Below are 26372 nucleotides of genomic sequence, written 5' to 3' on the forward strand. Positions count from 1 at the left end.
TGACCGCCTGCGCAGACCGTTAGATTGCCCCGTCAGGAGGGGCGCATGGCTCAGGAAACAGAAATTCAGACCCAGATCGCGCAGACGATATTTCTGTTGCGCAAAAAACTGGGCGCAAAGGGCAAGACCCTGGCCGAGTCGGTGCGCCGCGCCAAGCGCCGCTTGCCGCGCAAGGTATACAAACAGGCAATGGAACTGGCCCGTGCCGAGCCGTTGGTCGAGCATCCCAAGCTCCGGCTGACCCTGGATTCGCCGACCTTGGAAAAAGCGGCGAGGGATGTTCAGTCGCATCTGCGCGCTATCAATCTGGCGGATCGCCGCTGGGGTTGGTTTCTGGGCATGCTCGGGGGGCTGGCCTTCAATATTCTGGCCTTGGCCGCGCTGTTCCTGTTCGTGCTTTGGTGGCGCGGTCTGATCTGATTTGGGCATCTGCCGGCAAAGAAAAATGGCGCCCGACTAAGGCGCCATTTTGTTGTTTCTGACCTTGTGTCGTCAGAGGTTCGGGTAGATCGGGAATTTTGCGCACAGATCTGCGACCTGCGCTTTGACCCGCGCCTCGACCTCGCCGTTGTTGTCTTCGCCATTGGCGGCCAGCCCATCGACCACCTCGATGATCCAGTCCGCAATCTGGCGGAACTCGGGCTCTCCAAAGCCTCGGGTCGTACCGGCGGGCGAACCCAGACGGATGCCGCTGGTCACGGTCGGCTTTTCAGGATCGAACGGCACGCCGTTCTTGTTGCAGGTGATGTGCGCACGACCCAGCGCCTTTTCGGTCGCGTTGCCCTTGACGCCTTTGGGGCGCAGGTCGACCAGAACCACATGGGTATCGGTACCGTGGGTCACCGTGTCCAGGCCGCCCTTGATCAGCTGATCCGACAACGCCTGAGCGTTGACGACGACCTGTTTGATGTAGTCTTTGAACGAAGGCTGCAGCGCCTCGCCAAATGCCACGGCCTTCGCCGCGATCACATGCATAAGTGGGCCGCCCTGAATGCCCGGGAAGATGGCCGAGTTCACCTTTTTGGCGATCGTCTCGTCTTTGGTCAGGATCATGCCGCCACGCGGGCCGCGCAGGGTTTTGTGTGTGGTGGTCGTGGCCACATGCGCGTGCGGGAAGGGGCTGGGATGTTCGCCCGCCGCGACCAGACCGGCGAAATGCGCCATGTCCACGTGCAGATAGGCGCCCACCATGTCGGCGATCTCGCGCATGCGGGCAAAGTCGATCTGACGCGGAATGGCAGAGCCGCCGGCGATGATCAGCTTGGGCTGGTGTTCTTTGGCCAGCGCCTCGACCTGATCGTAGTCCAGCATGTTGTCCTGCTTGCGCACGCCATACTGAACCGCGTTGAACCACTTGCCCGACTGGTTGGGCTTGGCGCCATGGGTCAGGTGGCCGCCGGCATCCAGGCTCATGCCCAGAATGGTGTCGCCCGGCTGAATCAGAGCCTGGAACACGCCCTGGTTGGCTTGTGATCCCGAATTTGGCTGCACGTTGGCGAATTCGCAACCGAACAGTTGCTTGGCGCGGTCGATGGCCAGGTTCTCGGCGATGTCGACGAACTGGCAACCGCCATAGTAACGCCGCCCGGGATAACCTTCGGCGTATTTGTTGGTCATGACCGAGCCCTGCGCCTCCATGACGGCTGCGCTGACGATGTTTTCCGAAGCGATCAGCTCGATCTCGTCGCGCTGACGTCCCAGTTCGGATGTGATTGCCCCGAAGAGTTCAGGGTCGCGATCCGCGAGGGACTGGGTGAAGAAACCGGTATCACGAAGGTTGGCGTTCATGGGCGCTCCGCATGGCTGAGGTTGGTTTGGCGGATTTCCTATAGGAAACTGTACGGATGAAAAAGACTTTAAAGCGACGAAATGGCCAGCTGCGGCGTCACGTCTGGCCTAATGGGGAAAGGTATGTTTGTTTCGGAACCAAATGCGTAGCACCGGAAACCGGAAAACATGACAAAGAGAATCGCTTTTCTCGCCAGCGACGTGGATGTCGCGCAGTCGGCCCGCAACAAACTGGTTGCACGCTATGGCAATGCGGCCCCCCGAGATGCGGATGTCATCGTGGCGCTGGGCGGCGACGGGTTCATGTTGCGGACGCTGCACAACACGCAGCATCTGGATGTGCCGGTCTACGGCATGAATCGCGGGACCATCGGGTTTCTGATGAACGAGTTCCACGAAGCCGATCTGATGGAGCGTTTGAAAGCCGCCGAGGAAGAGGTCATCAACCCATTGACGATGAAGGCCATGGACCAATCGGGACAGGTGCACGAAGCCCTTGCGATTAATGAGGTTTCGTTGTTGCGCGCCGGTCCGCAAGCCGCGCGTCTGAAGATCAGCGTGAATGGCCGGGTGCGATTGGCCGAGCTGGTCTGTGACGGGGCGCTGTTGTCCACGCCCGCCGGGTCGACCGCCTACAACTATTCGGCACATGGCCCGATTCTGCCCATTGGGTCGGACGTTCTGGCGCTGACGGCCATTGCGGCTTTTCGTCCTCGGCGGTGGCGCGGTGCGTTGCTGCCCAGCACGGCGCACGTGCGCTTTGACGTGCTTGAGGCCGACAAGCGCCCGGTGATGGCGGACGCTGATTCCATATCCTTTCCGGATATCGATTGGGTCGAGATTCGGTCGGAACCCAAGATCCGTCACAGGATCCTGTTTGACCCCGGGCATGGCCTGGAGGAGCGTCTAACGATTGAACAATTTACATAAATTCCCGAGATTCTCAGACTTATGTGAAGCAGTTCACAGGAAGCCGACCACCTCTCAGCTATGCTGATCCTGCCCGGAGAACACGCCGCGGTGGGAGTGAGTGGCCACCAAATGGTGTTTTCGGATGATTGCGCAGTTTTCGCGCTGGCGAGGGTGGGTGGTGCTACGCTCGTCATCACAATCCGGGCATATTTTAGCACGTGGACCCCGGGCTCTCAGTCCCGGGGTCAATTATTTTGGGGCATTTGAAAGCGGTTGGTGTTTCAGCCCGTGCTTGCCAGATCGGCCCACAGGTGATCAGTCATACGACCAACCCGGGCTTCAATCGCGATGGCTGCGTCCACGGCAAGGTCCTCGCACCAGCGCTGCGCTGCGATCTGAACGTTGATTGGCTGGCGCCCGTTCGGCAATTCGGCCAAACGCGCCGGAACGCAGGCGGCGGGTAGGCCCAGAAAGTTCATGGCGTAGGAATAGACTGCGCAGCCCAGCACTTCGTGCACACCTTCCGAGCCTTCTGTGTCGCGGTCGGGTCTGAAAAAGGGCTGCGGCAGGAAAGGAGACAGCACCAGCGGATAGTCCTCCATGAACAGGGACCATTCCCGCGCATGGTGGCTGCGCTGCGCCAGCGCCCGGATCAGGTCCGGTCCGGTGATCGGTGGGAATTCCTGAAAGTAGGTGGCAAAGATGCGTTGGATGGTCTCAGAACCGGCCGCCTCGACATCGGCTTTCATCAGGGTCAGAACCTCGCCCATCAATGCGCGATAACCAAGCCGTCCACATTCGAACACGTTCGGCGGATCGATCTCGTCAACGATGTACCCGGCATCAACCAGTGCATCACGGGCCGTGTCCAGCGCCTTGTCGACCTCGGGGTGGAGATCGTAACCGAAAGTGTTCTTGGTGAAAGCCACCCGCGGCTGCTGGTCAGGTTCGGCCATGCGCCATGGCAGCGGGACATGAAACGGATCGCGCGGATCCGGCGCGATCAGGCTGGGCATGGCCAGGTGCAGGTCGGCCGCGCTGCGGGTGATCAATCCTTGCACCGACATCAGTTGCGCCAGCAGACCGCGTTCGGCGGTTTGGCTTGGGTTCCACGCGGGAACGCGTCCCAAGCCCGGCTTCACGGTCACCGCGCCGTTGGCAGCCGCTGGAAACCGTAGGCTGCCGCCGATATCGTTGCCATGCGCCAGGGCACCCATGCCGGTCATCACAGCCACGCCGGCCCCGCCCGAGGAGCCGCCGGGAGAAATATGGCGGCCCCAGGGGTTGTGCGTGCGTCCGTAAAGCGGGTTGTCGGTGTCGGCGCGGAATGAAAACTCGGGCGTGTTGGTCCGGCCGATCACCACCGCACCGGCCTTCAGCAGGTTTGACACGACGGGCGCATCGTCAGGGGCAATCACATCTTTCAGCGCGGCGACGCCGTTGGTCGTGGCATGGCCTTTCTGGTCGACATTCACTTTGATCGTGACGGGAACGCCGTGCAGCGGGCCGGTCGGTTCGCCGCGCGCCCGCTGGGCATCGAGGGCGCGGGCGCGCTCCTGCGCCTCGGTGCTGAGGTCTTCGACGACGGCATTCAGCGCCGGGTTCAGCGCGTGCATCCGGTCGATCGCACTTTGGACGGTTTCGGTCGCGCTCAGGTCCCCGGAACGGGTGCGTTCCGCCAGTTCGGTGGCGCTCAGGCGCCAGATGTCGTCATTTGCCATGTGCCCTCCGTCAAGGGCACAGTAGGCGGTCTGCCAATGGTTGCAACCCTGCAGGGCAGGGCGGGCGGCCCAGGGCCGCCCGATGCCCGGTTACTGGGCGTAACCGATTGATTTCAGGGCTTCGGTGATCTCGTCCAGAATGGCCGGGTCGTCGATCGTGGCTGGCATTTTGTAGTCTTTGCCATCGGCGATCGCCACCATCGTTCCGCGCAGGATCTTGCCCGACCGTGTCTTTGGCAGACGATCCACCACGACGGCCAGCTTGAATGCCGCAACGGGCCCGATTTTGTCGCGCACCATCTGTACGACCTCTTTCGCGATCTCGGCATGGCCACGATTGCAACCCGCGTTCAGGCACAGGAAGCCAACCGGGGCCTGACCCTTCAACTGGTCCGATACACCGATGACTGCGCATTCGGCCACATCGGGGTGGGCGGCCAGAACCTCTTCCATCGCGCCGGTGGACAGGCGGTGGCCGGCCACGTTGATGACGTCATCGGTGCGGGCCATGATGTAGAGGTACCCGTCCTCGTCGATCATGCCTGCATCGCCGGTTTCATAATAGCCCGGGAAATGCTCGAGATAGGATTTCTTGAAACGCTCCTCGGCATTCCACAGGGTCGGCAGCGTGCCCGGGGGCAGTGGCAGCTTGACCGCGATCGCGCCCAGTTCGCCCGGTTTAATCGGGTGACCGCCTTCGTCCAGGATCTGCACGTCATATCCGGGCATCGGCTTGGCGGGCGAGCCCAGCTTGATCGGCAGTTCCTCGATCCCCAGCGGGTTTCCAGCGATGGTCCAGCCGGTTTCGGTCTGCCACCAGTGGTCGACGACCGGAACCTTCAGCGCGTCCTGCGCCCAGGTGATCGTGTCCGGGTCGGCGCGTTCACCGGCCAGGAACAGGGCCTTGAGGCAGGACAGGTCGTATTTCGCCAGCATTTCGCCCTTGGGGTCCTCGCGCTTGACCGCGCGGATCGCCGTTGGGGCGGTGAAAAAGCTTTTGACCTCGTGCTCGGAAATCACACGCCAGAAGGTGCCCGCGTCGGGGGTGCCGACGGGTTTGCCCTCGAACACGATGGTGGTGTTGCCGTGGATCAGCGGGCCATAGCAGATGTAGGAATGCCCCACGACCCAGCCCACGTCTGAGGCCGCCCAGAACACGTCGCCGGGATCGACGTTGTAGATGTTCTTCATCGTCCAGTTCAGAGCCACAAGGTGCCCGGCCGTCGGCCGCACGACACCTTTGGGTGCGCCCGTGGTGCCCGAGGTGTGAAGGATGTAGGCCGGATCATTGCCTTCGACCGGGACACACTCGGCCGGCTCAACGCCGTACTGGAAGCCGTGCCAGTTGAAGTCGCGCCCCTCGACCAGCTTGGCCACTTCCTGTTCGCGCTGGAAGATTACGCAGAAATCGGGCTTGTGTTCGGCCATGTCGATGGCACCGTCCAGCAGCGGCTTGTAATGCACCACGCGACCGGGCTCCAACCCGCAGGACGCCGCGATGATCGCCTTGGGCTTGGCGTCGTCGATCCGCACCGCCAGTTCGTTGCTGGCAAACCCGCCAAAGACCACCGAATGCACCGCACCCAGCCGCGCGCAGGCCAGCATCGCCTCGAGCGCCTCTGGGATCATCGGCATGTAGATGATGACGCGGTCGCCCTTTTCGATGCCCTTGGCGCGCAGCGCGCCGGCCAGGGTCGCCACGCGATTGCGCAGCTCCATATACGAGATTTCGCGCTTGGTGTGGGTGATCGGGCTGTCATAGATGATGGCGGTTTGCTCGCCTCGGCCGTTTTCAACGTGGCGGTCCACCGCGTTCCAGCAAGTGTTCACCTTGGCATCACAGAACCATTCATAGAGAGGGGCGTTGTCGTCAAACAGGGCCTTGCTTGGCGGTTGGAACCAGTCGATCCCCTTGGCCGCGTCCATCCAGAAAGCCTCTGGGTCTTTTTGCCAGCTCTCGTAAACGTCCTGGTATGCCATGGGTCCTCCTCCCAAAAATTGCTCGCATTGTGTTAGGCGCGGACGGCTGACCGAGCAAGCGGCGCGCGTGACGGCGCGTCAGTTTATCGCGAAATATTTGCAGAACCGCCCCATTTGTCTTGCAAAGTTTTGCAAATGATCCTTGTTTTCGCGCCTGGGCGGGAAATTTTTGCAGTACTTGCAAATTTGCGAAGCGTCTGGTGCAAAAGTGGCGTTGCCAGATTCGGATCAGGTCGCTGTTCCCGCATATCGGGGCAGACTGTCCTCGATGTTCAGCCAATGCAGATGCTCGGCGTGAAAAACGTGAAACCGGGGCGCGGCATCCTCGGGGTTGTCCAACGTGGCGGTATAGAGGTGAATGTTCACCCGATCGCGGGCATTGCGGTATGCCATCGGCGTGCCGCAGGTCCCGCAGAACAGGCGTTCGACATCCTTAGACGAGTTGTACACGTGCGGCGCATCCCCCGACCACGTCACCGAACCGTGGGGCAGCCCGATGAACGCGGTGACCGGGGCGGCGCAGTTGCGCCTGCAATCCGCGCAGTGGCAGTAACAGCTCCAGGCGATCTCGGCATCGCTGGCCCATCGCACGGCGCCGCAGTGGCAGTGACCATTCATGATGACCTCCCTCGGCAGGGCGGCCAGACCGGTCGGGCCGCCGTGTTCAACCGTAATGCGCGACGGGCGTTCCGGCAATTGCCGCCATGTTCAGCAGCCCGCGCGCCGTGATCGAGGGTGTCACGATATGCGCCTTGTTGCCCATGCCCATCAGGATGGGGCCGACCTCGATGCCGTCGGCCTTCATCTTCAGAATGTTGCGCACACCGCTGGCCGCGTCCGCATGGGCAAAGATCAGAACGTTGGCCGCCCCCTCCAGGCGGGAATTGGGGAAAATCCGCTCGCGCAGTTCGGGGTCCAGGGCCACGTCCAGGTTCATTTCGCCTTCATAGATGAAATCGCGGGGCTTGCTGTCCAAAATCGCAATGGCTTCGCGCAGGCGTTTGCCGGACCCCTCGGCCTGGTTGCCGAATTGCGATTGCGAGCAGAACGCGATTTTCGGCTCCAGCCCGAAACGCCGGACATGGCGCGCGGCGCCCACGGTGATCTCAGCCAGTTCTTCCGGGCTGGGTAATTGCCGGACATGAGTGTCGGCGATGAACAGCGGGCCGTCTTCAAGGATCATGAGGGACAATGCGCCATGCGGGCGCAGGTCGCCGTCATTCAGAACCTGTTCGACATAGTTCAGGTGCCACCGATACTCGCCGAAGGTGCCGCAGATCATGCTGTCGGCTTCGCCGCGATGCACCATGATGGCGCCGATGGCGGTGGTGTTGGTGCGCATGATGGCCTTGGCCAGGTCTGGCGTCACGCCGCGGCGCTGCATGATCTGGTGGTACGAGTTCCAGTAGTCATAGTACCGCGGGTCGTTTTCCGGGTTTACGATCTGGAAGTCCTGCCCAGGGCGGACCGACAGGCCCAGACGTTCGCAGCGCGCCTCGATCACCTCGGGACGGCCGATCAGGATCGGGGTTTCGGTCGTTTCCTCAAGAATCGCCTGAGCGGCGCGCAGCACGCGCTCGTCTTCGCCCTCGGCAAATACGATGCGGCGCGAGGCAGCGGCGGCGGCCTCGAAGACGGGGCGCATCAGAAGGGCGGACTTGAAGACCGTCTGGTTCAGCTTTTCCTTGTAGGCTTCGATGTCCTCGATGGGGCGTCTGGCCACGCCGCTTTCCATCGCGGCCCGGGCCACGGCCGAGGATACCACGCCCACCAGTCGCGGATCGAACGGTTTTGGGATCAGGTAGTCGGGGCCGAAGGTCAGCTGTTCGCCCTTGTAGGCGGCTGCGGCCTCGGCGCTGGTGGTGGCGCGGGCCATTTCGGCGATGCCTTCAACGCAGGCGATCTGCATGGCATCGTTGATCTCGGTCGCGCCCACGTCCAGCGCACCGCGGAAGATGAACGGGAAACACAGAACGTTGTTTACCTGGTTCGGGAAGTCGCTGCGCCCGGTGGCGATGATGGCGTCGGGGGCCACTTCGCGCGCGGCGTCGGGCAGGATCTCCGGGGTCGGGTTCGCCAGCGCAAAAATGATCGGTTGTTTGGCCATGCGCGCGACCATCTCGGGCTTGAGCACGTTCGGCCCGCTGAGGCCCAGAAACAGGTCGGCGCCGTCGATCACCTGATCCAGCGTGCGCAGGTCGGTTTTCTGGGCGAATTGGTCCTTGTGCGGGTTCATGTCCTCGGCCCGGCCTTCATAGACCAGCCCGTGAATGTCGCACAGCCAGATGTTCTCGCGCTTGACGCCCAGCTTGACCAGCATGTTCAGGCAGGCGATCCCCGCCGCGCCGCCGCCGGTGGACACGACCTTGATGTCCTCGAACCGCTTGCCGGCTACGTGCAGCGCGTTACGCGCAGCAGCCCCCACCACGATGGCGGTGCCGTGCTGGTCGTCGTGGAAAACCGGAATATTCATCCGCTCACGGCATAGTTTCTCGACGACAAAGCAGTCGGGCGCTTTGATGTCTTCGAGGTTGATCGCGCCGAAGGTGGGCTCCAGCGCGCAGACGATATCGGCCAGCTTCTCGGGGTCGGGTTCGTTCAGCTCGATGTCGAAACAGTCGATGCCAGCGAATTTCTTGAACAGAACGGCCTTGCCCTCCATTACCGGCTTGGAGGCCAGCGCGCCGATATTGCCCAACCCCAGCACCGCGGTGCCATTCGAAACGACCGCCACCAGATTGCCGCGCGCGGTATACATCTCGGCGGTCGCCGGGTCGTTTTTGATTTCGAGGCTGGCCTCGGCCACGCCGGGCGAATAGGCGCGCGCAAGGTCGCGCCCGTTGGCCATTGGTTTGGTCGCCTTGATCTCCAGTTTCCCAGGCTTTGGATGCGCGTGGTAATCAAGTGCGGCCTGGCGCAGGCTGGGTGTGTCGGACATGTCAAAACTTCCCGTTTGGAATTTAGTTTAGTGCTAAACTATTTCTGACGCAGGGGAAACCTCGAAATCGTATGACGGCGGATATGACCCCGACTTGCAAATCCCCCAACGGCCCCCCACAGTCCCGCGCAGAGGAGACCAGCATGACCGACACCATAGCCGAATTCCGCATTCCGACCCAAGAACTGCGCGACGACATTCCGTTCTACACCAAGGTGCTGGGCATGCGGATGGACATGATCTATCCGGCGGATGACCCTCGGGTCGCGGTGTTTTCCGGGCATGGACTGCGCCTGCGCGTGGAAAAGGACGCGCCCGAGGCGCCGGGCACCTTGCGTATCCTCACCGATGATCCGGACGGGTTTGCCGGCGGTCAGCGCAGCCTGGTCGCCCCCAACGGCACCCGCGTCGAGATCGAAGAGCGCAACCCGCCCCTGGTGATGCCCGAGACGGTTCATTCTTTCGTCGTCCGCAGGCTCAAGGATCAGGCGCCCTGGATCATCGGGCGCGCGGGCATGCACTACCGCGATCTGGTGCCGGACCGGTTGGGCGGTTCGATCATCGCCAGCCATATCCGCATTCCCGACGGCGGCCCGGTCCCGGACATGGTGCATTTCCACAAGGTCGGGTTCCAGCTGATCTTCTGCATCCATGGCTGGGTCGATGTCGTCTACGAGGATCAGGGCGACAAGATGCGCCTGACCGCCGGCGACTGTTTCATCCAGCCGCCCGAGATCCGTCACCGCGTGCTCGAAGCGTCGGACAACGTGCAGGTGATCGAAATCGGCGTTCCGGCCGAACATGTCACAGAGATCGACCACGAAATGCAGCTGCCCACGCCGCATCACCGCCCCGAGCGGGAATGGCAGGGCCAGCGGTTCGTCTACAACCGGGCTGAAGGGGCAGAGTGGCAGCCGTTCCGCCTGCCGGGCTATCAATGCCGTGACACGACGATTGCTGAAAACACCAAAGGCGTGGCCGGCGTTCAGGTGGTGCGCCGGGGGCAGGGCGACCCGGTCTGGGCCAGCCATGATGCCGATATCCACTTTACCTTCGTGATGAACGGGGCAGTCACCCTGGAAGGTGAAGGCCGTGATCCGTTTCGCCTGGAGCAGGGCGACGCCTTTGTCATCCCACCCGGAATGCGCACGCGACTGGCCGACCCCAGCTACGATGTCGAACTGCTCGAGGTCACGCTGCCGGGGTATTTCAAGACCGATCTGGGCTGACGCGCGGGCGCGCTGCGATTCCCGTGCAGAGGGGGCTTCAATTCCCCCGCGGATTTCCAGTAGGGTATGGCATTCTGACCAGATGATCAAAAATCGGGGAATCGCCATGTCGTTGAAAGAAGCAGCCCTCAAGGTGCGTGAAAACGCCTATGCGCCCTATTCGAAATTCAAGGTGGGCGCCGCGGTTCGCACTCCGTCGGGAGCGATGTTCGCGGGCTGCAACGTGGAAAACGTGGCCTATCCCGAAGGCACCTGCGCTGAGGCCGGTGCGATCGCCGCGATGGTCGCCGCCGGAGAAAACAAGCTGGCTGAGGTCTATGTCGTCGCCTCCAGCCCGCAACCGGTGCCGCCCTGCGGCGGGTGCCGGCAGAAACTGGCCGAGTTCGGGGACAAGGACGTGGTGGTCACCATGGCGACGGTGGACGGGATTGAGACCCGCACGACCATCGGCGAGTTGCTGCCCGGCGCCTTCGACGCCTCGTTCATGTAAGGGCCGCGCCCATGGACGCCCGTTCGATTATCGCGAAACTGCGCCGCCGCGAAGTGCCGGATGCCAGCGAGCTGGCGTGGTTTGCCCAAGGTCTGGCCGATGGAAGTGTCAGCGACGCCCAGGCCGGAGCCTTTGCCATGGCCGTCTGCATGGGCGGGCTGGGTCCCGAGGGCCGCGCCGCGCTGACGCTGGCCATGCGCGACAGCGGCGAGGTTCTGACATGGGATCTGGATGGTCCGGTGATCGACAAGCATTCGACTGGCGGGGTGGGGGATTGCGTCAGCCTCGTGCTGGCTCCGGCGCTGGCGGAATGCGGGGCCTATGTGCCGATGATCTCGGGGCGCGGTTTGGGCCATACCGGCGGGACGCTCGACAAGCTCGAGGCGATCCCCGGCGTGTCGACCCAGATCAGCCAGGACCGGTTGGCCCAGATTTTGGCCGAGACCGGCGCCGCAATCGTTGGCGCAACGGCACAGATCGCCCCGGCGGACAAGCGGCTCTATGCGATCCGCGACGTGACCGCTACGGTCGAAAGCCTCGATCTGATCACCGCCTCGATCCTGTCCAAGAAACTGGCGGCCAGCCCGGATGCGCTGGTGCTGGACGTCAAGGTGGGCAGCGGGGCCTTCATGAAAACGCTGGACGAGGCGCGCAAGCTGGCGCAGGCCCTGACCGAAACGGCCAATACGGCCGGGTGCCGGACCTCGGCCCTGATCACCGACATGAACCAGCCGCTGGCGCCCGCCTTGGGCAACGCCCTGGAAATCGCCGAAGTGATGAAAGTACTGACCGGTGGGCAGCCCTCGCCCCTGGCCGAGATTTCGGCCGAGCTGGGCGGTGTTCTGCTGTCTGACGCAGGTATGGTCGGCGATGCGCAGGCCGGGCGGGACATGATCGCCGAGGTGATCCGCGATGGCCGCGCGGCCGAGCGGTTCGGCCGGATGATGGCTGCGGTCGGCGGGCCGCTGGGTCTGGTCGATGACTGGGCGCGCTATCTGCCCGAGTCCAGCGTGATCCTTGAGGTCACGGCCCAGGACGAAGGCTATGTCACCGCGATGGATGGCGAGGCGCTGGGCCTTGCGGTCGTGGCGCTGGGCGGTGGCCGGCAGGTGGAAAGCGACGTGATCGACCCGGCGGTGGGCCTGTCGGGGCTGGTGCGGCTGGGTGACAAGGTCTCGGCCGGAACGCCGCTGGCCGTGGTCCATGCCGCGCGCGAGGATGCCGCACAGCGGGCCGCGCAAGCCGTGCGCGCCGCGATCACCATCGGCCCGGCGCCCGTTCCGGTGCCGGACCTTGTACAGGAAAGGATTCTCGCATGAGTCGCGCGTTCCTTGTGGTGATGGATTCAGTGGGCATCGGCGGCGCGCCGGATGCCGACCGGTTCTTCAACGGCGACGTGCCGGACACGGGCGCCAACACGGTGGCCCATATCGCGCAGGCCTGCGCCGAAGGGCGGGCCGAGGATGGCCGGTCCGGGCCACTGCACCTGCCCAACCTCGACGCGCTGGGGCTGGGGGCGGCGGTGCGACTGGCTTCGGGCGAGGATGCGCCGGGGTTGGAGGCCGACCCGACCGGCCTGTGGGGCTGTGCGCGCGAGCATTCGCCGGGCAAGGACACGCCTTCGGGCCATTGGGAACTGGCCGGGCTGCCAGTGCCGTGGGACTGGCACTATTTCCCCGACGCGGTTCCCGCGTTCCCTGATGATGTGACCCGCGCCGCTGCACAAGCCGCCGGCACCGAGGGCATTTTGGGCAATTGCCATGCCTCGGGCACCACGATCATTGCCGAACTGGGCGCTGAACATATGCGCACCGGTTGGCCGATCTGCTATACCTCGGCCGACAGCGTGTTCCAGATTGCCGCGCACGAGGAGACGTTCGGGTTGGAGCGCCTGTACCAGATGTGCCGGACCCTGGCCCCCATGCTGCACGAGATGAAGGTCGGACGGGTGATCGCGCGCCCCTTCGTGGGTTCGCCCGAACAGGGGTTCGTCCGCACCACCAACCGCAAGGATTTCGCCATCACGCCGCCCGCGCCGGTGCTGACCAACTGGGCGCAGGGTGCCGGACGCAAGGTGCATGGCGTGGGCAAGATCGGCGACATCTTTTCGATGCAGGGGATCGACACGCTGGACAAGGGCTCGGACGCCGAGTTGATGGGGCACCTCTCGCGCCTTGTCGACAGCGCCGAGGACGGCAGCCTGACATTCGCAAATTTCGTCGAGTTTGACAGCCAGTACGGACACCGGCGCGACATCTCGGGCTATGCGCGCGCGCTGGAGTGGTTCGACGCCGAGATCGGTCGTATCCTGCCCAGGCTGCGCCCGGGCGACCTGTTTCTTCTGACCGCCGATCACGGCAACGACCCCAGCTGGGTCGGCACTGACCACACCCGCGAACAGGTGCCGGTGCTGATGGCCGGCCTGGGGGCCGGACAGATCGGGCAGGTCAATTTTGCCGACGTGGCCGCCAGCATCGCCCATCATCTGAACATTCCGGCGCAAGGGCCGGGAAGGACCTTTCTATGACCGTCGCAGACCTGCCCAAGATCGAACTGCACCTGCATCACGAAGGCGCGGCCCCGCCCGCCTTCATTCGCCAACTGGCGCATGAAAAGAAGGTTGACCTGAGCGGCATCTTCAAGCCCGACGGCAGCTATGACTTCCGCGATTTCGCGCATTTCCTCAGCGTCTACGAGGCCGCCTGCGAAGTCTTGAAAACGCCCGAGGATTTCCGCCGCCTGACGCTGGCGATTCTGGAAGAAAGTGCTGCGAACGGGGTGGTCTATTCCGAAACCTTCCTCAGCCCCGATTTCTGCGGCGGGGGCGATCTGCATGCCTGGCGCGACTATCTGGCCGCCATTCAGGACGCCGCGGACGAGGCCGAGGGCAAGTTCGAAATCACCCTGCGCGGGGTGGTGACCTGCGTGCGCCATTTCGGGCCCGACAAGGCCAAACGCAGCGCGCTGTGCGCCGCCGAAACCGCCGGTGATTGGATCACTGGGTTCGGCATGGGCGGGAACGAGGCCATGGGCCAGCAGGCCGATTTCAAATGGGCCTTCGACTGCGCGCGCGAGGCCGGATTGCGCCTGACCACCCATGCCGGCGAATTCGGCGGCCCCGAAAGCGTGCGCGATGCGGTGCTCGCGCTGGGGGTCGAACGTGTGGGCCACGGCGTGCGAGCCATCGAAGACCTCGATCTGGTACATGAACTGGCCGACCGGGGCATCACGCTCGAGGTCTGCCCGGGCTCGAACGTGGTGCTGGGCCTGTACCCCGATTTCGCGTCCCACCCGATCGCGCGGCTGCGCGCGGCGGGTGTGAAGGTCACGGTATCCACCGATGACCCGCCGTTTTTTCATACCAATCTGCGCCGCGAATATGACATGCTGGCACAGGCCTTCGGCTGGGACGCCGAGGATTTCGCCGCGCTGAACGACACCGCCCTGAACGCCGCATTCTGCGATGAAGAGACCCGCGCAAGGGTCAGGAAAAGACTGGAGAACACATGAGCGAACATCTGACCGTCGTCGACCACCCGCTGGTTCAGCACAAACTGACGCTCATGCGGGACAAGGGCACCTCGACCGCCTCGTTCCGGCAGTTGCTGCGCGAGATCACGCTGCTGCTGGCCTATGAAGTGACGCGCGAGATGCCCCTGACCACGCGCCATATCGAAACCCCTATGGAGGAGATGGATGCGCCGATCCTGGCGGGCAAGAAACTGGCGCTGGTGTCGATCCTGCGTGCGGGCAACGGGATGCTGGACGGCGTTCTGGAACTGGTGCCCTCGGCCCGGGTTGGATTTGTGGGCCTGTATCGCGATGAAGAAACGTTGCAGCCGGTGCAGTACTACTTCAAGGCCCCCGAAGGCCTGAAGGATCGGCTGGTGATTGCGGTCGACCCGATGCTGGCCACCGGCAATAGCTCGGCCGCTGCGATCGACCTGCTGAAACAGGCCGGTGCCACCGACATCCGGTTCCTGTGCCTGCTGGCCGCCCCCGAAGGCGTGGCCCGCATGAAAGAGGCGCATCCCGACGTCAAGATCGTGACCGCCGCGCTGGACCGCGAGCTGAATTCCAAGGGCTACATCATGCCCGGTCTGGGCGATGCCGGAGACCGGATGTTCGGCACCAAATAGGAACGCCTAGTCGCTGCAGATATTCTGCAACCGCACCCAATCGCGGTCGGGCATAACCTGATCCAAAGGCTGACCCGTCATCGGGTCGGCCTCGATCAGACCCAGAACCGTTTCGCCGGTTATATCAACCGCATAGGCATATGGGGTTGAGGGCAAATTGGCGGACGCAAACGCCTCCAGCAAGTCGTCTTCCGGAACTGCGGGGCGGGATTCGGCCAGAACCTGTTCGGTATAGGTGTCCACGATCTGGGGTGTCAGTTCGCCCGTCGTCAGCAGACGAAACGCTGCAGTAGGCCCAGTTTTGTCCAGGAGATCGTCCAACGGATCATGCAGCCTGGCCCGCGTGCGTTCAGCTATCACGTAACCGGCGGCAACCGCGGGATCTTCACTGTCTTCAACCAGCGCTCGGTTCAGCAGCACGATCCCACCGGGAAGTGACAGGCTTTCCTGCACCCCGGCCGGCAACACAACGATCCGTCGCACACCTGTTCTCTGGGCCAGCTTCTGCAGCGCCGGCTGCGCGTCCGCCGAGGCGCAGGCCCGGCCCGAGACCCGTTCAATCCGTTGCAGAATCGTGTTCCCGATGTCCTGCCGTTTGATCTCAGGCACGACCTTTTCGACATGGCTTTGCAGGGCGCCGGGCAGCCAGAACAGCAAGACCGCCGCGACCGCCGCAACCACTCCGCCGACGCTGGCCCACCGCAGCCGCCCGGGATGCGGGCGCGCCCGTTCGATGGCGCGTTGCAAGCGGTCAATTGCCTCGATCATGGTGGTTTCGGACTGCTCCAGTTCCAGTGTCTCGTCCGGGTCGCCATCGGGGTTGAATATCGCGGGGTACTTGCCCGGGTTCTGCCTTTCAAGTGCGGCAAGCGACCAGTGCGTCAGCGCGCGATCGTTGAAATCGGTGATGGTCAACGTCGCCTCGCCGATCGAAACAACAACTTCGCGGCGCTGCTCGTCCGGCGACGGGCGCCACAGACCGGTAGCCTCGATCCGCTGGTATTGTTTCAGTGCCGTCATTTCGATGAGGTCTGCTCGTTTTATCTTTTGCCGATTTCTAACACGGAGAGATTAATCCGCGCAAACCTGTTGCGTGGTGAATTGGAAATGTGCTCGATAACCGGGACGCGCAGTTTCGGCCAAAGGGCCCGGAGGCCAAGGCCACATGCAGACAGCACATCCTTCTTCACCGGTTCTTGCATCGGTTCTGATGGTCTCGGCCATGGCAATCATCGGCGTCGTGGACAATTTCGTCATTCGGCTGGCCGAAACGATCGGTCTGTGGCAATTCCACCTTAGCCGGGCCGTGATGATGCTGCCTCTTATCGTTGGACTGTCGTTTCTGGGGTTTGGAGGGCTGCGACCTCAGAGGTTTTGGGCGGTCCTGCTGCGCAGTGTCCTGATCACCCTGGCGATGTTGTTCTATTTCAGCTCACTGGCTTTGATGCCAATTGCCCAGGCCCTTGCGGGGCTGTTCACGTCACCGATCTTCGTTCTGTTGATTTCCGCGCTGTTGCTGGATCAGAAGATCGGCCCCTGGCGGGTCCTGGCTGTGCTTTTGGGGTTTGTCGGAATCCTCTGTGTATTGCAGCCTGACCCCAATGCCTTTGATGCGACCAGCCTTTTGCCGGTGGCTGGCGGGTTTTTCTATGCGCTCAGTGCGATTCTGACCCGAACGCATTGTGCAAGCGAAAGCACCGTCGCTTTGCTGGCCGCGATGATTGTCACGCTTGGGCTGGCCGGCGCTCTTGGTCTCGCCGTTTTTTCGGTTTTGCCGGTGATCGAGTCTGACGGCCCAGCCGGTTTTGTGACCCGGGGCTGGGTCTGGCCGATGGAGGCCGCTCTGCCGTGGGTCGCATTGCAGGCGGTTGGGTCCACGGCTGCGGTATTCATGCTGATCAAGGCCTACCAACTGGGCGAGCCGTCATATGTCGCGGTGTTCGAGTATTCGGTAATGATCTTCGGACCGCTTTTTGCCTGGGTGGTGATGGGGCAGGGGATCGGACCGCTGCAGATTGCGGGCATCGCCCTGATCGCCGCGGCCGGCGCAGTGCTGGCGTGGCGAGCGAGCGTGGTTCCCCAACGGGAACCGGTGCGATGATCCTGTCAACAGGGCGGTCCTACATCTTCATACATATTCCCAAGACCGGGGGAACATCGCTGGCGCTGGCGCTCGAGCAGCGGGCCATGAAGGACGACATCCTGGTGGGCGACACCCCCAAGGCGCAGCGTAGAAACAAACGCAACAGGTCACTGAAGACGGAGGGCCGGCTGTGGAAACACTCCCGGCTGACCGACTTGCGGGGGCTTTTTCCCGACCAGCAGATGCAAGAGATGTTCGTGTTCACGCTGATCCGGAACCCGTGGGACCGGATGGTCAGCTATTACCACTGGCTGAGGGATCAGTCCTTTGATCACTCAGCGGTTCATCTGGCCGGGAGGCTTGATTTCGAGGCCTTTGTTCTGCACCCGGAAATCCAGCAGTCCTTTCGGGAAAACCCGTTCCCGTCCTATGTCAGTGACGCCAACGGAACCGATCTTTGTCGCGCATACATTCGGATCGAAAGCTTTCAGCGGGATGCGGCCCCACTGTTCGATCATCTGGGGTTGCGTCTGGACCTCCCTCACGAGAACCGGTCAGCCAGGCGGGCGGAATACGCCAACTACTACTCGGTTCAGGCAAAAAAGGCGGTGTTTGACGTTTGTCGCGAAGACATAGAGAGATTCGAATATCAGTTCGAATAAGGCTGGTCGATTATTTCCCGAATTGTGCAAAACGCTGACAAATGCAGGCTTTTGTTTATAAAAAACGCGACTAATGGGGCGAAAAAGGCCCAAATTGGCCCCAAATATGGCAAAACTAAGTCACTCCCGAAAACTTCGTGCTAGCCCAATGGGATAGTTTGAAAGTGCCAAAAGGGGGTGGGCACGTGTTGGAAGTAGTGAGTGTTTCGGGGTTTTCCGAAAATAATATCCAGACCGTACCGGGTGACGCCGTTTCGGTCAGGCGTGGCGGATTGCTGCATGGAACGAAGGTTGCCACCACCAATGGCTGGAAGCTGGCCGAGGCATTGATCGCCGGGGATCTGGTCAGAACGATGGACAACGGGTTCCAGGAAGTGAAGCGCGTGTCCCACGACAGAATAGCCGTACCGGCTGGCGAGGTTCGACCTGATTTTCTGCCTGTGCGCGTGCCGTCCCGCGCGGCATACAACGGTCGTGCGGTCTGGCTGATGCCCGAGCAGGGAATGGCCGTAGCCTTGTCTTCTGATGGAAACATAGACGAGGGGCTGGCGATCATTCCGGCGCGTCTGCTGAGCGGGCACTTCAGCTTTTCCTCTCAGACACCGGCCGAGGAATTCCAAGTCACATCGCTGTTTTTTGAGCAGGACGAAGTGGTCTTCATCGAGGGTGGCTTTCAAGCCTTCTGTTCCTCGTGCCGCATCCGTTCGCTGTCTGGTCCGTCCCGACGGTCCTACGCGGTGCTGGAGGAATCCGAGGCGCGGAGCCTCGTCACATCTATCGCAGAGGCGGGCGAACTGTCGGCCATTGCAAACCCGTTGGGTGCACTGCCTGCACCCATCCCGCAGGAACCGATCTTTCCGATCCGTCCCCCATCGGGGGTGCGGCGTCCGGGACGTCCGGGGCGGCCCAACGTGCCGGCCTTGTTTCTGCGGCCTGAATGGCAGACCTGACCAAACACCTTAAAAAAGATGCTGGCGCATGGGATCATGCGCCAGCATCACTTGTTCAGGCAGCTTTGGCTTCGGGGTCGAAGCGGCCGTAGAAGGTCTGACCTTTTTCGGCCATCTCGCGCAGTAGCGGCGGGCAGGCGAAGCGGTCACCGTACTTCTCCGACAACTGGTCACAACGCTCGGCCGCGTAAGGCGCACCGATGATATCAAGCCAGCTGAACGGACCACCTGACCAGGGCGCAAAGCCCCAGGCCAGGATGGCGCCGACATCGCCTTCGCGGATGTCTTCCAGAACACCTTCTTCAAGCGCGCGCACGGCTTCAAGAACCTGTGCGAACATCAGGCGTTCCTGCACCTCGATCAGGTCGGGCTGCTGCTCGGCCAGCGGATATTTGTCCTGCAGACCTTTCCAGTAGCCGATGCGCTTGCCATTTTCGTCATAATCGAAGAACCCGGCCTTGGACTTGCGGCCCAAGCGACCCTGTTCTTCCATCCAGAAGATCAGATCGTCCGCAGGGCTTTCCGGGTAGGCGTCGCCCATTGCCGCCTTGGTCGCCCGCGCGATCTTGGCGCCCAGGTCGATCGAAGTTTCGTCGGTCAGCTGAACCGGACCCACCGGGAAGCCCAGTTGACGGGCGGCATTATCGACCAGAACCGGGCTGACGCCTTCGGTGATCATCCGCGCGCCTTCGTTGATGTAGGGGATGATGCAGCGGTTGCAGTAGAAGAACCGCGCGTCATTGACCACGATCGGCGTCTTGCGGATCTGGCGGACATAGTCCAGCGCCTTGGCCACGGCCCGGTCACCGGTTTCCTTGCCCTTGATGATCTCGACCAGGAACATCTTCTCGACCGGCGAGAAGAAGTGGATGCCGATGAACTGATCGGGCCGCTTGCTGGCCTTGGCCAGTTCGGTGATCGGCAAGGTCGAAGTGTTCGAGGCAAAGATGCAGTCCTCAGGGATGATCGCCTCGACCTTCTGGGTCATCTCGGCCTTGACCTTGGGATCCTCGAACACGGCTTCGATGATCAGATCGCAGCCTGCCAGTTTCTCAAGATCCGGCGTGGCGGTGATGCGGGCCAGCATAGCCTCTTTCTTCTCGGCCGTGACCTTGCCACGCTTCATGCCCTTGTCCAGATAGGCTTCGGTATAGGCCTTGCCCTTGTCGGCGGCGGCTTGATCGCGGTCGATCAGCACGACCTCCATCCCTGCCTGCGCCGAGACCAGCGCGATGCCCGCGCCCATCATGCCGGCACCCAGAACGCCGATCTTCTTGACCGACTGATCCGGAATACCTTGCGGACGAACGGCGCCTTTTTCCAGCGCTTCCTTGTTCAGGAACAGCGAGCGGATCATCGCGCCCGAGGACGGGTTCATCAGCACCGAGGTGAACCAGCGCGCCTCGATCTTCAGCGCAGTGTCGAAATCGACCAGTGCGCCTTCATAGACCGCGCTCAGCAAGGCTTTGGCTGCCGGGAAGGCGCCTTGGGTCTTGCCGTTTACCATCGCCGAGGCGCCCACGAAGTTCATGAACCCCGCAGGGCGATACGGTGCGCCGCCGGGCATCTTGTAGCCCTTGGCGTCCCACGGCTTGACCAGATCGGCGTCCTTGGCGTTCAGAACCCATTCCTTGGCCGCGGCCAGCGGATCGGCTGCGATCTCGTCGATGTAGCCTGCGCCCTTGGCCTTTTTAACGTCCAGCATCTTGCCTTCCAGCAGCAGCGGAGCCGCCGCGATGGCGCCCACTTTGCGGACCATACGCGTGGTGCCGCCTGCGCCGGGGAAGATGCCGACCATGATTTCCGGCAGGCCGTATTTGGCCTTGGGGTTCTCGGCGGCAAAGATGCGATGGGTCGCCAGCGGCAGCTCCATCCCGATGCCGGCGGCGGTGCCGGGCAGGGCGGCCGCGATCGGCTTGCCACCTTTCTTGGTCTTGGGGTCCATGCCGGCCAGCTCGATCTTGCGCAGCAGGGCGTGCATCTTCATCGTGCCTTCGAACAGGCCCTTGGCCGGGTCGTCGCCCGCCTGTTCCTTCATCACCGCCAGCAGGTTCAGGTCCATGCCGCCGGCGAACGAGCCTTCCTTGCCGCTGGTGATCACGATACCTTTGATCTCGTCATCGGCCAGGGCCTGATCGATGCAGTCGTTCAGTTCGGACAGGCCGTCGAACGACATCACGTTCATGGTCTTGCCGGGGACGTCCCAGGTGATGATGCCAACGCCGTCGGCGTCTTTGGTCAGTGTAAAATCAGCCATTTTTCTTCTCCTGATCCCCGCCGTTACACACGTTCGATGATGGTTGCCGCGCCCATGCCGGATGCGATGCACAAGGTGGCCAGACCGGTTTCCTTGTCCTGGCGCTCCAGCTCGTCCAGCAGGGTGCCGATGATGATCGCGCCGGTGGCGCCCAGCGGGTGGCCCATGGCGATCGAGCCGCCATTGACGTTGACCAGCGCCGGGTCGACGTCAAACGCCTGCTGGAAACGCAGCACGACCGACGCAAAGGCCTCGTTGACCTCGAACAGATCCAGATCGCTGATCTTCATGCCGGTTTCGGCCAGGATCTTTTCGGTCACCGGAACCGGGCCGGTCAGCATGATGGTCGGGTCGGTGCCGATCTTGGCGGTGGCCTTGATGCGGGCGCGCGGCTTCAGGCCGTATTTCTCGCCGAATTCCTTGTTGCCGATCAGAACGGCCGCCGCGCCATCCACGATGCCCGAGCTGTTGCCGGCGTGGTGGATGTGGTTGATCTTTTCCAGATGCGGGTATTTCAGCATCGCCACCTTGTCGAAACCGGGCATCTGCTCGCCCATCATCTGGAACGAGGGGTTCAGCGCGCCGAGGCTCTGCATGTCGGTGCCGGGGCGCATGTATTCGTCGCGGTCCAGAATGGTCAGACCGTTGCGGTCCTTCACCGAGATCACCGACTTGGCAAAGCGGTTCTCTTCCCACGCCTTGGCCGCGCGTTTCTGAGACTCGACGGCCAGCGCGTCAGCATCGTCGCGGCTGAAACCGTATTCGGTGGCGATGATGTCGGCCGAAATGCCCTGCGGGACGAAATAGGTCTCCATCGCCAGCGACGGATCGACTGCGATCGCGGCGCCATCGCTGCCCATGGGCACGCGGCCCATCATCTCGACGCCACCGGCGATATAGGCCTCGCCCGCGCCGCCCTTGACCTGGTTGGCGGCCAGGTTCACGGCCTCCATGCCGGATGCGCAGAACCGGTTGATGGCCAGACCGGGGATCGATTCATCCAGGTCCGAGGCCAGAACCGCCGACCGCGCCAGGCAGCCGCCCTGTTCCATTACCTGGGTGACGTTGCCCCAGATCACGTCCTCGACGGCGTGGCCTTCCAGGTTGTTGCGTTCCTTGATGGCGTTCAGGGCCACCGCCGACAGGCGCACCGAGGTCACCTCGTGCAGGCTGCCGTCCTTGCGGCCCTTGCCGCGCGGGGTGCGCAGGGCATCATAAATGTAAGCTTCGCTCATACTTCTCTCCTCAAGCTCGATCCGACGGATTGCCGGGCATCAGGTCATAGGGGTGTTTCCAGCCGGGCTGCTCGGACAGGCGGGTCAGCCAGGCGTCGATATGGGGCCATTCGGCACGGTCAAAGCCGAACGGTTCGGGGTAATAGAGGTAGCCGCAGCAGCTGAGATCGGCGTTGGTCACGCTGTCGCCGACGATCCAGTCGCGCCCCTCAAGATGCGCGTTCAGCACCTGATAGGCGGCTTTCAGTCGGCCCTGGTTGAAGGCGATCACATCCGGGTTGCGGTGCTGTTCGGGCAGAAAGTTGATCAGGAACCGGGTCATGCCTGCCATCGAGCTGAACTTGTGGTTGTCCCACAGCACCCAGCGCAGGATGTCATAGTTCTCTTCCCGCGTCTTGCCGCCGAATTTTCCGGACTTCTCGGTGACATAGGCCTGAATCGCGCCCGACTGGCTGGTCCGGAAATCTCCGTCGATCAGAACCGGCGCTTCGCCCATTTCGTTGACTTCGGCGCGGTATTCGGGGGTTCGGGTCTGGCCGTTGAAGAAATCGACAAAGACCGGCTCCCATTCCAGCCCCGACATCTCGAGCGCAAGGGCGGCCTTGTACGAGTTTCCGCTTTCTCCGAAGCAATGCAGTTTTATCGTCATGCACTCACCCCTCCCAAGGCGGTTTGTACGGTTTCGTCACGCACGTGTTTCAAGAAAGACCTGTCTCGCGGGCCGCAGCCGCGTTCGGACTTGTCTTGCTGAAAACACGCCGGGCCTGGGCCAGGCATCGGGGGCGTTTAGCGTTTGCGCGCCTCAAGCTCGGAATTGAAAATGCGCAGCCGGTGGGTCAGGTTCTCCTCGTCGATCACGCTGTTGAAATTCTCGAACAGGAATGACAGCGCCTCTCCTTCGTCCAGCCCGGCCTCGCGGGCAAATCCCTTGAGTTTTCGATACCCGTCCTCGGTCATGGCGACGGGAAAGCGGCGGGTCAGGCGAAAGCGTTTGGGCATGTCATCTCCTCCATGAGCGCTGGTTCCGGGCAGGGCCGCCCGGAACCAGACTGGGATCAGAAGTTCGCCGCGTCCAGTGCCATCACCGTGTCGGCGCCGGTCTGGATCCGCGCCAGGTGCATGCCCGTGGCCGGCAGACGGCGCGCCATGTAGTAGCGGCCGGTGGCGATCTTGGTTTCGTAGAAGTCCTTGTCGGACGCACCGGCATCCAGCGATTCCTGCGCGGCCTTGGCCATCTGAGCCCACATCAGGCCCAAGCAGACATGACCGAACATGTGCATGAAGTCATACGAGCCCGACAGAGCGTTGTTCGGGTTGGTCATGCCGTTCTGCATGAAGTACATGCCGGCGGCCTGCAGATCCTTCGACGCGGCCTTCAGCGGTTCGATGAACGCCTTGTCATAGGCTTCGTCCTTGCCGCTGTTTTCCTTGCAGAAGGTTTTGACCAAGTCGAAGAAGGCCATAACATGCTTGCCGCCGTCCTGCGCCAGCTTGCGGCCCACCAGATCCAGCGCCTGAACGCCGTTGGCGCCTTCGTAGATCATGGCGATGCGGGCGTCGCGGGTGTATTGCGACATGCCCCATTCCTCGATGTAGCCATGGCCGCCATAGACCTGCTGGGCCTGAACGGTCATGTCATAGCCCTCGTCGGTCAGAAAGCCCTTGATGACCGGGGTCATCAGCGAGATCAGCCCGTTGGCGTCCTTGTCGCCTGCGCGGTGCGCCTTGTCGATCAGGGTCGCGCCCCACAGGATGAAGGCCCGCGCGCCTTCCACAAAGCTTTTCTGGTCCATCAGGCTGCGGCGGATGTCGGGATGTACGATCAGCGGATCGGCCGGACCGTCAGGGTTTTTGGTACCGGTCACGTCGCGGCCCTGCAGGCGGTCCTTGGCGTATTCCAGCGCGTTCTGATAGGCGGCCTCGGCCTGAGCCAGACCTTGCATACCGACACCCAGACGCGCTTCGTTCATCATGGTGAACATGGCGCGCATGCCTTTGTGTTCCTGACCCAGCAGGTAGCCGGTTGCGCCGTCATAGTTCATCACGCAGGTCGAGTTGCCGTGGATGCCCATTTTTTCTTCGATCTTGCCGACCGAAACGCCGTTGCGCTCGCCCAGGCTGCCGTCTTCGTTCACCAGGAACTTGGGGACGATGAACAGCGACACGCCCTTGATGCCCTCGGGTCCGCCGGGGATCTTGGCCAACACCAGGTGGATGATGTTGTCGGCCATGTCGTGATCGCCGGACGAGATAAAGATCTTCTGGCCGGTGATCTTGTAGCTGCCATCGCCCTGCGGCTCGGCCTTGGTGCGCATCAGGCCCAGATCGGTGCCGCAATGCGGCTCGGTCAGGTTCATGGTGCCGGTCCATTCACAGCTGACCATCTTGGGCAGATATGTGTCTTTCTGCGCGTCGGTGCCATGCGCCAGGATGGCCGAGGCCGCGCCGTGGGTCAGGCCCTGATACATGGTGAAAGCCTGGTTCGCGGCCGAGAACATCTCGCCCACGGCCGTGCCAAGAACATAAGGCATGTTCTGGCCGCCATATTCCTCGGGCATGTCCAGACCGGTCCAGCCGCCTTCCTTGACCTGCTCGAACGCATCCTTGAACCCGGTCGGGGTGTAGACGACGCCGTTTTCCAACCGGCAGCCTTCGGTGTCGCCGACCACGTTCAGCGGGTGCAGCAGGTTGACGGCGACCTTGCCGGCCTCTTCCAGAACGGCGCCCGTGAACTCGGGCTCCAGCTCATTGTAGCCCGGAATATCCGAGGCCGAGATTTTCAGAACGTCATGCAGAACGAATTGCGTGTCTTTGGTAGGCGCGTTGTAAACGGGCATTTGAAGCTCCCTTAATTCAGATGTCCGGGTGGCAGGCGGGCGAGGAGTTACTCGGCCGCCTTCTTTTCCTGTTTCATCGAGGCGATGACCTTCTCGCCCCAGCGCAACTGCTCCTTCAGATCGTCAATGGCCTGAGTCAGTTCCTCGCGGCGGGCTTCCATGTCCGCCAGACGTTCGCACGCGATTTCATAGGTGCGGGTCATCTGGGTCAGTTGCTGGTCGCCGACATGGTACAGATCCAGAAGCTGTCGAATCTCTTCCAGGCTGAAACCAAAGCGTTTGCCGCGCAGGATCAGCTTGAGCCGCGCCCTGTCACGTTTGGTGAACAGCCGTTTCTGGCCCTCACGGATCGGAAACAAAAGCTCTTTGGCTTCGTAGAACCGCAAGGTCCGCGGCGTGACGTCATAGGTCTCGCACATCTCGCGGATGGTCATAAGATCTTCGGTCATTGGTCACCCTCTCGTCGCTGGTGTCATGAGAAAGTTGCGCAGTCGATGGCCGCTTTACAACATGAGATTGACGTTTACGTAATCCAGACGCTGCGTCACTAAGAAATTGACGTAACTTCCGGTCGCGTAAAGCGGCGGGTTGGCAATTTTCTTTCCGTTGGGTCAGCCAAATCCACTGTACCCGCGCGGTTCGCCTCCGACGGGCAGGCGGCAGGGCGCCAGCCGAAAAATGCAGATTTCCGGTGTAATGAAGGATGGATTTGGGGGGATCGAACTGGCCGATTTAGGTCAGCGAGTTGGCCGTTTGATCGCGAAGGCGCTGCAACTCGTTCATGGCTTCGTCCAGTTGCTGACGCTGCTGACGCAGTTCTTCCATCTGACGGTCGGCCATTTCGACAAAGGTGGCCATCTGGGCCTTGTTGCCTTGATCTTCGTAGATCAACAACCACTGCCGGATTTCCTCAAGTGGGAAACCGAACTTTCGGCCACGCATGATCAGCTTCATCCGCGCACGCTCGCGCGCACCGTAAAACCGTGACCGTCCTTCCCGGTCTGGCTGCAGCAGCTCGATATACTCGTAGTAGCGCAGGGTGCGCGGAGTCACGTCGAACTCGGCGCACATCTCTTTGAATGACAAACGCTTGTCGGACATTCCTGTTCTCCTCGGTTGCAACCTAGGGCGTTGTGCGGACAAGCGCAACA

24 protein-coding genes are annotated in these 26372 nt (G+C 62.3%); 11 read left to right on the forward strand and 13 right to left on the reverse strand.

The window, feature by feature from the left end:
* Positions 1 to 45 precede the first annotated feature (45 nt).
* Positions 46 to 420, forward strand: coding sequence for a hypothetical protein (locus tag AC2FNL_RS04310; protein ID WP_496832626.1), 375 nt, complete (start codon positions 46 to 48; stop codon positions 418 to 420).
* A 72-nt stretch (positions 421 to 492) separates the two neighbouring features.
* On the opposite strand, the gene glyA is transcribed toward AC2FNL_RS04310, so the two are convergent.
* Positions 493 to 1788: a serine hydroxymethyltransferase gene (gene glyA, locus AC2FNL_RS04315; protein ID WP_496832628.1), complete on the reverse strand. Its 1296-nt coding sequence runs from the start codon at positions 1786 to 1788 to the stop codon at positions 493 to 495.
* 168 nt (positions 1789 to 1956) lie between these two features.
* Between glyA and AC2FNL_RS04320 the strand changes: the two genes are divergently transcribed.
* Positions 1957 to 2718 carry an NAD kinase gene (locus AC2FNL_RS04320; protein WP_170363030.1) on the forward strand — a complete coding sequence of 254 codons (762 nt, stop codon included), beginning with the start codon at positions 1957 to 1959 and terminating at the stop codon, positions 2716 to 2718.
* Positions 2719 to 2981: 263 nt separating this feature from the next.
* Here AC2FNL_RS04320 and AC2FNL_RS04325 read toward each other — a convergent pair whose 3' ends face one another.
* From AC2FNL_RS04325 to AC2FNL_RS04340, 4 genes are all read right to left on the reverse strand, one after another.
* On the reverse strand, positions 2982 to 4421 hold the full coding sequence (locus tag AC2FNL_RS04325) for an amidase family protein (protein ID WP_496832630.1): 1440 nt from the start codon (positions 4419 to 4421) through the stop codon (positions 2982 to 2984).
* 90 nt (positions 4422 to 4511) lie between these two features.
* On the reverse strand, positions 4512 to 6401 hold the full coding sequence (gene prpE, locus AC2FNL_RS04330) for a propionate-CoA ligase PrpE (RefSeq protein WP_496832632.1): 1890 nt from the start codon (positions 6399 to 6401) through the stop codon (positions 4512 to 4514).
* A gap of 228 nt (positions 6402 to 6629) precedes the next feature.
* The gene (locus AC2FNL_RS04335; RefSeq protein ID WP_170587542.1) at positions 6630 to 7019 is read right to left on the reverse strand and encodes a GFA family protein; all 390 of its coding nucleotides are present in this window, start codon (positions 7017 to 7019) and stop codon (positions 6630 to 6632) included.
* Between the two features lie 46 nt (positions 7020 to 7065).
* Complete coding sequence (locus tag AC2FNL_RS04340) at positions 7066 to 9339, reverse strand: NADP-dependent malic enzyme (RefSeq protein WP_496832634.1); 2274 nt, start codon at positions 9337 to 9339, stop codon at positions 7066 to 7068.
* A 143-nt stretch (positions 9340 to 9482) separates the two neighbouring features.
* Here AC2FNL_RS04340 and AC2FNL_RS04345 point away from each other — a divergent pair, with 143 nt between their 5' ends.
* The 6 genes from AC2FNL_RS04345 to upp all read left to right on the forward strand — a co-directional run bounded on the left by AC2FNL_RS04345 (position 9483) and on the right by upp (position 15197).
* Positions 9483 to 10568, forward strand: coding sequence for a cupin domain-containing protein (locus AC2FNL_RS04345; protein ID WP_496832636.1), 1086 nt, complete (start codon positions 9483 to 9485; stop codon positions 10566 to 10568).
* Positions 10569 to 10674: 106 nt separating this feature from the next.
* Positions 10675 to 11058 carry a cytidine deaminase gene (locus AC2FNL_RS04350; protein WP_496832933.1) on the forward strand — a complete coding sequence of 128 codons (384 nt, stop codon included), beginning with the start codon at positions 10675 to 10677 and terminating at the stop codon, positions 11056 to 11058.
* 11 nt (positions 11059 to 11069) lie between these two features.
* A complete protein-coding gene (locus AC2FNL_RS04355; protein WP_496832638.1) occupies positions 11070 to 12377 on the forward strand; it encodes a thymidine phosphorylase in 1308 nt (435 codons plus the stop codon).
* The gene (locus AC2FNL_RS04360; RefSeq protein WP_496832640.1) at positions 12374 to 13585 is read left to right on the forward strand and encodes a phosphopentomutase; all 1212 of its coding nucleotides are present in this window, start codon (positions 12374 to 12376) and stop codon (positions 13583 to 13585) included. Before AC2FNL_RS04355 ends, AC2FNL_RS04360 begins: the two co-directional genes overlap by 4 nt.
* Positions 13582 to 14568, forward strand: coding sequence for an adenosine deaminase (locus AC2FNL_RS04365; protein ID WP_496832642.1), 987 nt, complete (start codon positions 13582 to 13584; stop codon positions 14566 to 14568). The genes AC2FNL_RS04360 and AC2FNL_RS04365 overlap by 4 nt, the downstream gene beginning before the upstream one ends.
* Positions 14565 to 15197, forward strand: a complete 633-nt coding sequence (upp, locus tag AC2FNL_RS04370; protein ID WP_093962638.1) for a uracil phosphoribosyltransferase — start codon at positions 14565 to 14567, stop codon at positions 15195 to 15197. The genes AC2FNL_RS04365 and upp overlap by 4 nt, the downstream gene beginning before the upstream one ends.
* Before the next feature lie 6 nt (positions 15198 to 15203).
* Here upp and AC2FNL_RS04375 read toward each other — a convergent pair whose 3' ends face one another.
* A complete protein-coding gene (locus AC2FNL_RS04375; protein WP_093962637.1) occupies positions 15204 to 16217 on the reverse strand; it encodes a hypothetical protein in 1014 nt (337 codons plus the stop codon).
* A 145-nt stretch (positions 16218 to 16362) separates the two neighbouring features.
* Between AC2FNL_RS04375 and AC2FNL_RS04380 the strand changes: the two genes are divergently transcribed.
* From AC2FNL_RS04380 to AC2FNL_RS04390, 3 genes are all read left to right on the forward strand, one after another.
* Positions 16363 to 17298, forward strand: coding sequence for a DMT family transporter (locus tag AC2FNL_RS04380; RefSeq protein ID WP_496832645.1), 936 nt, complete (start codon positions 16363 to 16365; stop codon positions 17296 to 17298).
* Positions 17295 to 17942 carry a sulfotransferase family 2 domain-containing protein gene (locus tag AC2FNL_RS04385; RefSeq protein ID WP_496832647.1) on the forward strand — a complete coding sequence of 216 codons (648 nt, stop codon included), beginning with the start codon at positions 17295 to 17297 and terminating at the stop codon, positions 17940 to 17942. Before AC2FNL_RS04380 ends, AC2FNL_RS04385 begins: the two co-directional genes overlap by 4 nt.
* A 185-nt stretch (positions 17943 to 18127) precedes the next feature.
* Positions 18128 to 18892, forward strand: coding sequence for a Hint domain-containing protein (locus AC2FNL_RS04390; RefSeq protein ID WP_496832649.1), 765 nt, complete (start codon positions 18128 to 18130; stop codon positions 18890 to 18892).
* A 55-nt stretch (positions 18893 to 18947) separates the two neighbouring features.
* On the opposite strand, the gene AC2FNL_RS04395 is transcribed toward AC2FNL_RS04390, so the two are convergent.
* The 7 genes from AC2FNL_RS04395 to AC2FNL_RS04425 form a co-directional block, all read right to left on the reverse strand.
* Positions 18948 to 21149: a 3-hydroxyacyl-CoA dehydrogenase NAD-binding domain-containing protein gene (locus AC2FNL_RS04395; RefSeq protein ID WP_496832651.1), complete on the reverse strand. Its 2202-nt coding sequence runs from the start codon at positions 21147 to 21149 to the stop codon at positions 18948 to 18950.
* A 23-nt stretch (positions 21150 to 21172) separates the two neighbouring features.
* Positions 21173 to 22384 (reverse strand): acetyl-CoA C-acetyltransferase, encoded by a 1212-nt coding sequence (locus AC2FNL_RS04400; protein ID WP_093962633.1) that lies wholly within the window; start codon positions 22382 to 22384, stop codon positions 21173 to 21175.
* Positions 22385 to 22394: 10 nt separating this feature from the next.
* Entirely contained in the window at positions 22395 to 23033 is a 639-nt protein-coding gene (locus tag AC2FNL_RS04405) for a glutathione S-transferase family protein (protein WP_093962632.1), read from the reverse strand.
* Between the two features lie 137 nt (positions 23034 to 23170).
* Positions 23171 to 23383, reverse strand: a complete 213-nt coding sequence (locus tag AC2FNL_RS04410; RefSeq protein ID WP_005981899.1) for a hypothetical protein — start codon at positions 23381 to 23383, stop codon at positions 23171 to 23173.
* A gap of 56 nt (positions 23384 to 23439) precedes the next feature.
* Complete coding sequence (locus AC2FNL_RS04415; RefSeq protein WP_496832652.1) at positions 23440 to 25221, reverse strand: acyl-CoA dehydrogenase C-terminal domain-containing protein; 1782 nt, start codon at positions 25219 to 25221, stop codon at positions 23440 to 23442.
* Between the two features lie 47 nt (positions 25222 to 25268).
* Positions 25269 to 25670, reverse strand: coding sequence for a MerR family transcriptional regulator (locus AC2FNL_RS04420; RefSeq protein WP_093962630.1), 402 nt, complete (start codon positions 25668 to 25670; stop codon positions 25269 to 25271).
* A gap of 283 nt (positions 25671 to 25953) precedes the next feature.
* A complete protein-coding gene (locus AC2FNL_RS04425) occupies positions 25954 to 26322 on the reverse strand; it encodes a MerR family transcriptional regulator (protein WP_496832653.1) in 369 nt (122 codons plus the stop codon).
* Between the last annotated feature and the right edge of the window lie 50 nt (positions 26323 to 26372).

This window comes from Ruegeria sp. CRTD044, assembly GCF_059613485.1.

Excerpts from the sequence above, each read along its gene's own strand:
- AC2FNL_RS04340 (WP_496832634.1), bottom strand. The coding sequence starts at position 9,339 with ATGTCCGACACACCCAGCCTGCGCCAGGCCGCACTTGATTACCACGCG.
- AC2FNL_RS04425 (WP_496832653.1), bottom strand. The coding sequence starts at position 26,322 with ATGTCCGACAAGCGTTTGTCATTCAAAGAGATGTGCGCCGAGTTCGAC.
- AC2FNL_RS04355 (WP_496832638.1), top strand. The coding sequence starts at position 11,070 with ATGGACGCCCGTTCGATTATCGCGAAACTGCGCCGCCGCGAAGTGCCG.
- AC2FNL_RS04420 (WP_093962630.1), bottom strand. The coding sequence starts at position 25,670 with ATGACCGAAGATCTTATGACCATCCGCGAGATGTGCGAGACCTATGAC.
- AC2FNL_RS04380 (WP_496832645.1), top strand. The coding sequence starts at position 16,363 with ATGCAGACAGCACATCCTTCTTCACCGGTTCTTGCATCGGTTCTGATG.
- AC2FNL_RS04395 (WP_496832651.1), bottom strand. The coding sequence starts at position 21,149 with ATGGCTGATTTTACACTGACCAAAGACGCCGACGGCGTTGGCATCATC.
- AC2FNL_RS04400 (WP_093962633.1), bottom strand. The coding sequence starts at position 22,384 with ATGAGCGAAGCTTACATTTATGATGCCCTGCGCACCCCGCGCGGCAAG.
- AC2FNL_RS04350 (WP_496832933.1), top strand. The coding sequence starts at position 10,675 with ATGTCGTTGAAAGAAGCAGCCCTCAAGGTGCGTGAAAACGCCTATGCG.
- AC2FNL_RS04365 (WP_496832642.1), top strand. The coding sequence starts at position 13,582 with ATGACCGTCGCAGACCTGCCCAAGATCGAACTGCACCTGCATCACGAA.
- AC2FNL_RS04320 (WP_170363030.1), top strand. The coding sequence starts at position 1,957 with ATGACAAAGAGAATCGCTTTTCTCGCCAGCGACGTGGATGTCGCGCAG.
- AC2FNL_RS04310 (WP_496832626.1), top strand. The coding sequence starts at position 46 with ATGGCTCAGGAAACAGAAATTCAGACCCAGATCGCGCAGACGATATTT.
- AC2FNL_RS04375 (WP_093962637.1), bottom strand. The coding sequence starts at position 16,217 with ATGACGGCACTGAAACAATACCAGCGGATCGAGGCTACCGGTCTGTGG.
- AC2FNL_RS04405 (WP_093962632.1), bottom strand. The coding sequence starts at position 23,033 with ATGACGATAAAACTGCATTGCTTCGGAGAAAGCGGAAACTCGTACAAG.
- AC2FNL_RS04415 (WP_496832652.1), bottom strand. The coding sequence starts at position 25,221 with ATGCCCGTTTACAACGCGCCTACCAAAGACACGCAATTCGTTCTGCAT.
- prpE (WP_496832632.1), bottom strand. The coding sequence starts at position 6,401 with ATGGCATACCAGGACGTTTACGAGAGCTGGCAAAAAGACCCAGAGGCT.
- AC2FNL_RS04410 (WP_005981899.1), bottom strand. The coding sequence starts at position 23,383 with ATGCCCAAACGCTTTCGCCTGACCCGCCGCTTTCCCGTCGCCATGACC.
- glyA (WP_496832628.1), bottom strand. The coding sequence starts at position 1,788 with ATGAACGCCAACCTTCGTGATACCGGTTTCTTCACCCAGTCCCTCGCG.
- AC2FNL_RS04345 (WP_496832636.1), top strand. The coding sequence starts at position 9,483 with ATGACCGACACCATAGCCGAATTCCGCATTCCGACCCAAGAACTGCGC.
- AC2FNL_RS04335 (WP_170587542.1), bottom strand. The coding sequence starts at position 7,019 with ATGAATGGTCACTGCCACTGCGGCGCCGTGCGATGGGCCAGCGATGCC.
- AC2FNL_RS04325 (WP_496832630.1), bottom strand. The coding sequence starts at position 4,421 with ATGGCAAATGACGACATCTGGCGCCTGAGCGCCACCGAACTGGCGGAA.
- AC2FNL_RS04360 (WP_496832640.1), top strand. The coding sequence starts at position 12,374 with ATGAGTCGCGCGTTCCTTGTGGTGATGGATTCAGTGGGCATCGGCGGC.
- upp (WP_093962638.1), top strand. The coding sequence starts at position 14,565 with ATGAGCGAACATCTGACCGTCGTCGACCACCCGCTGGTTCAGCACAAA.
- AC2FNL_RS04385 (WP_496832647.1), top strand. The coding sequence starts at position 17,295 with ATGATCCTGTCAACAGGGCGGTCCTACATCTTCATACATATTCCCAAG.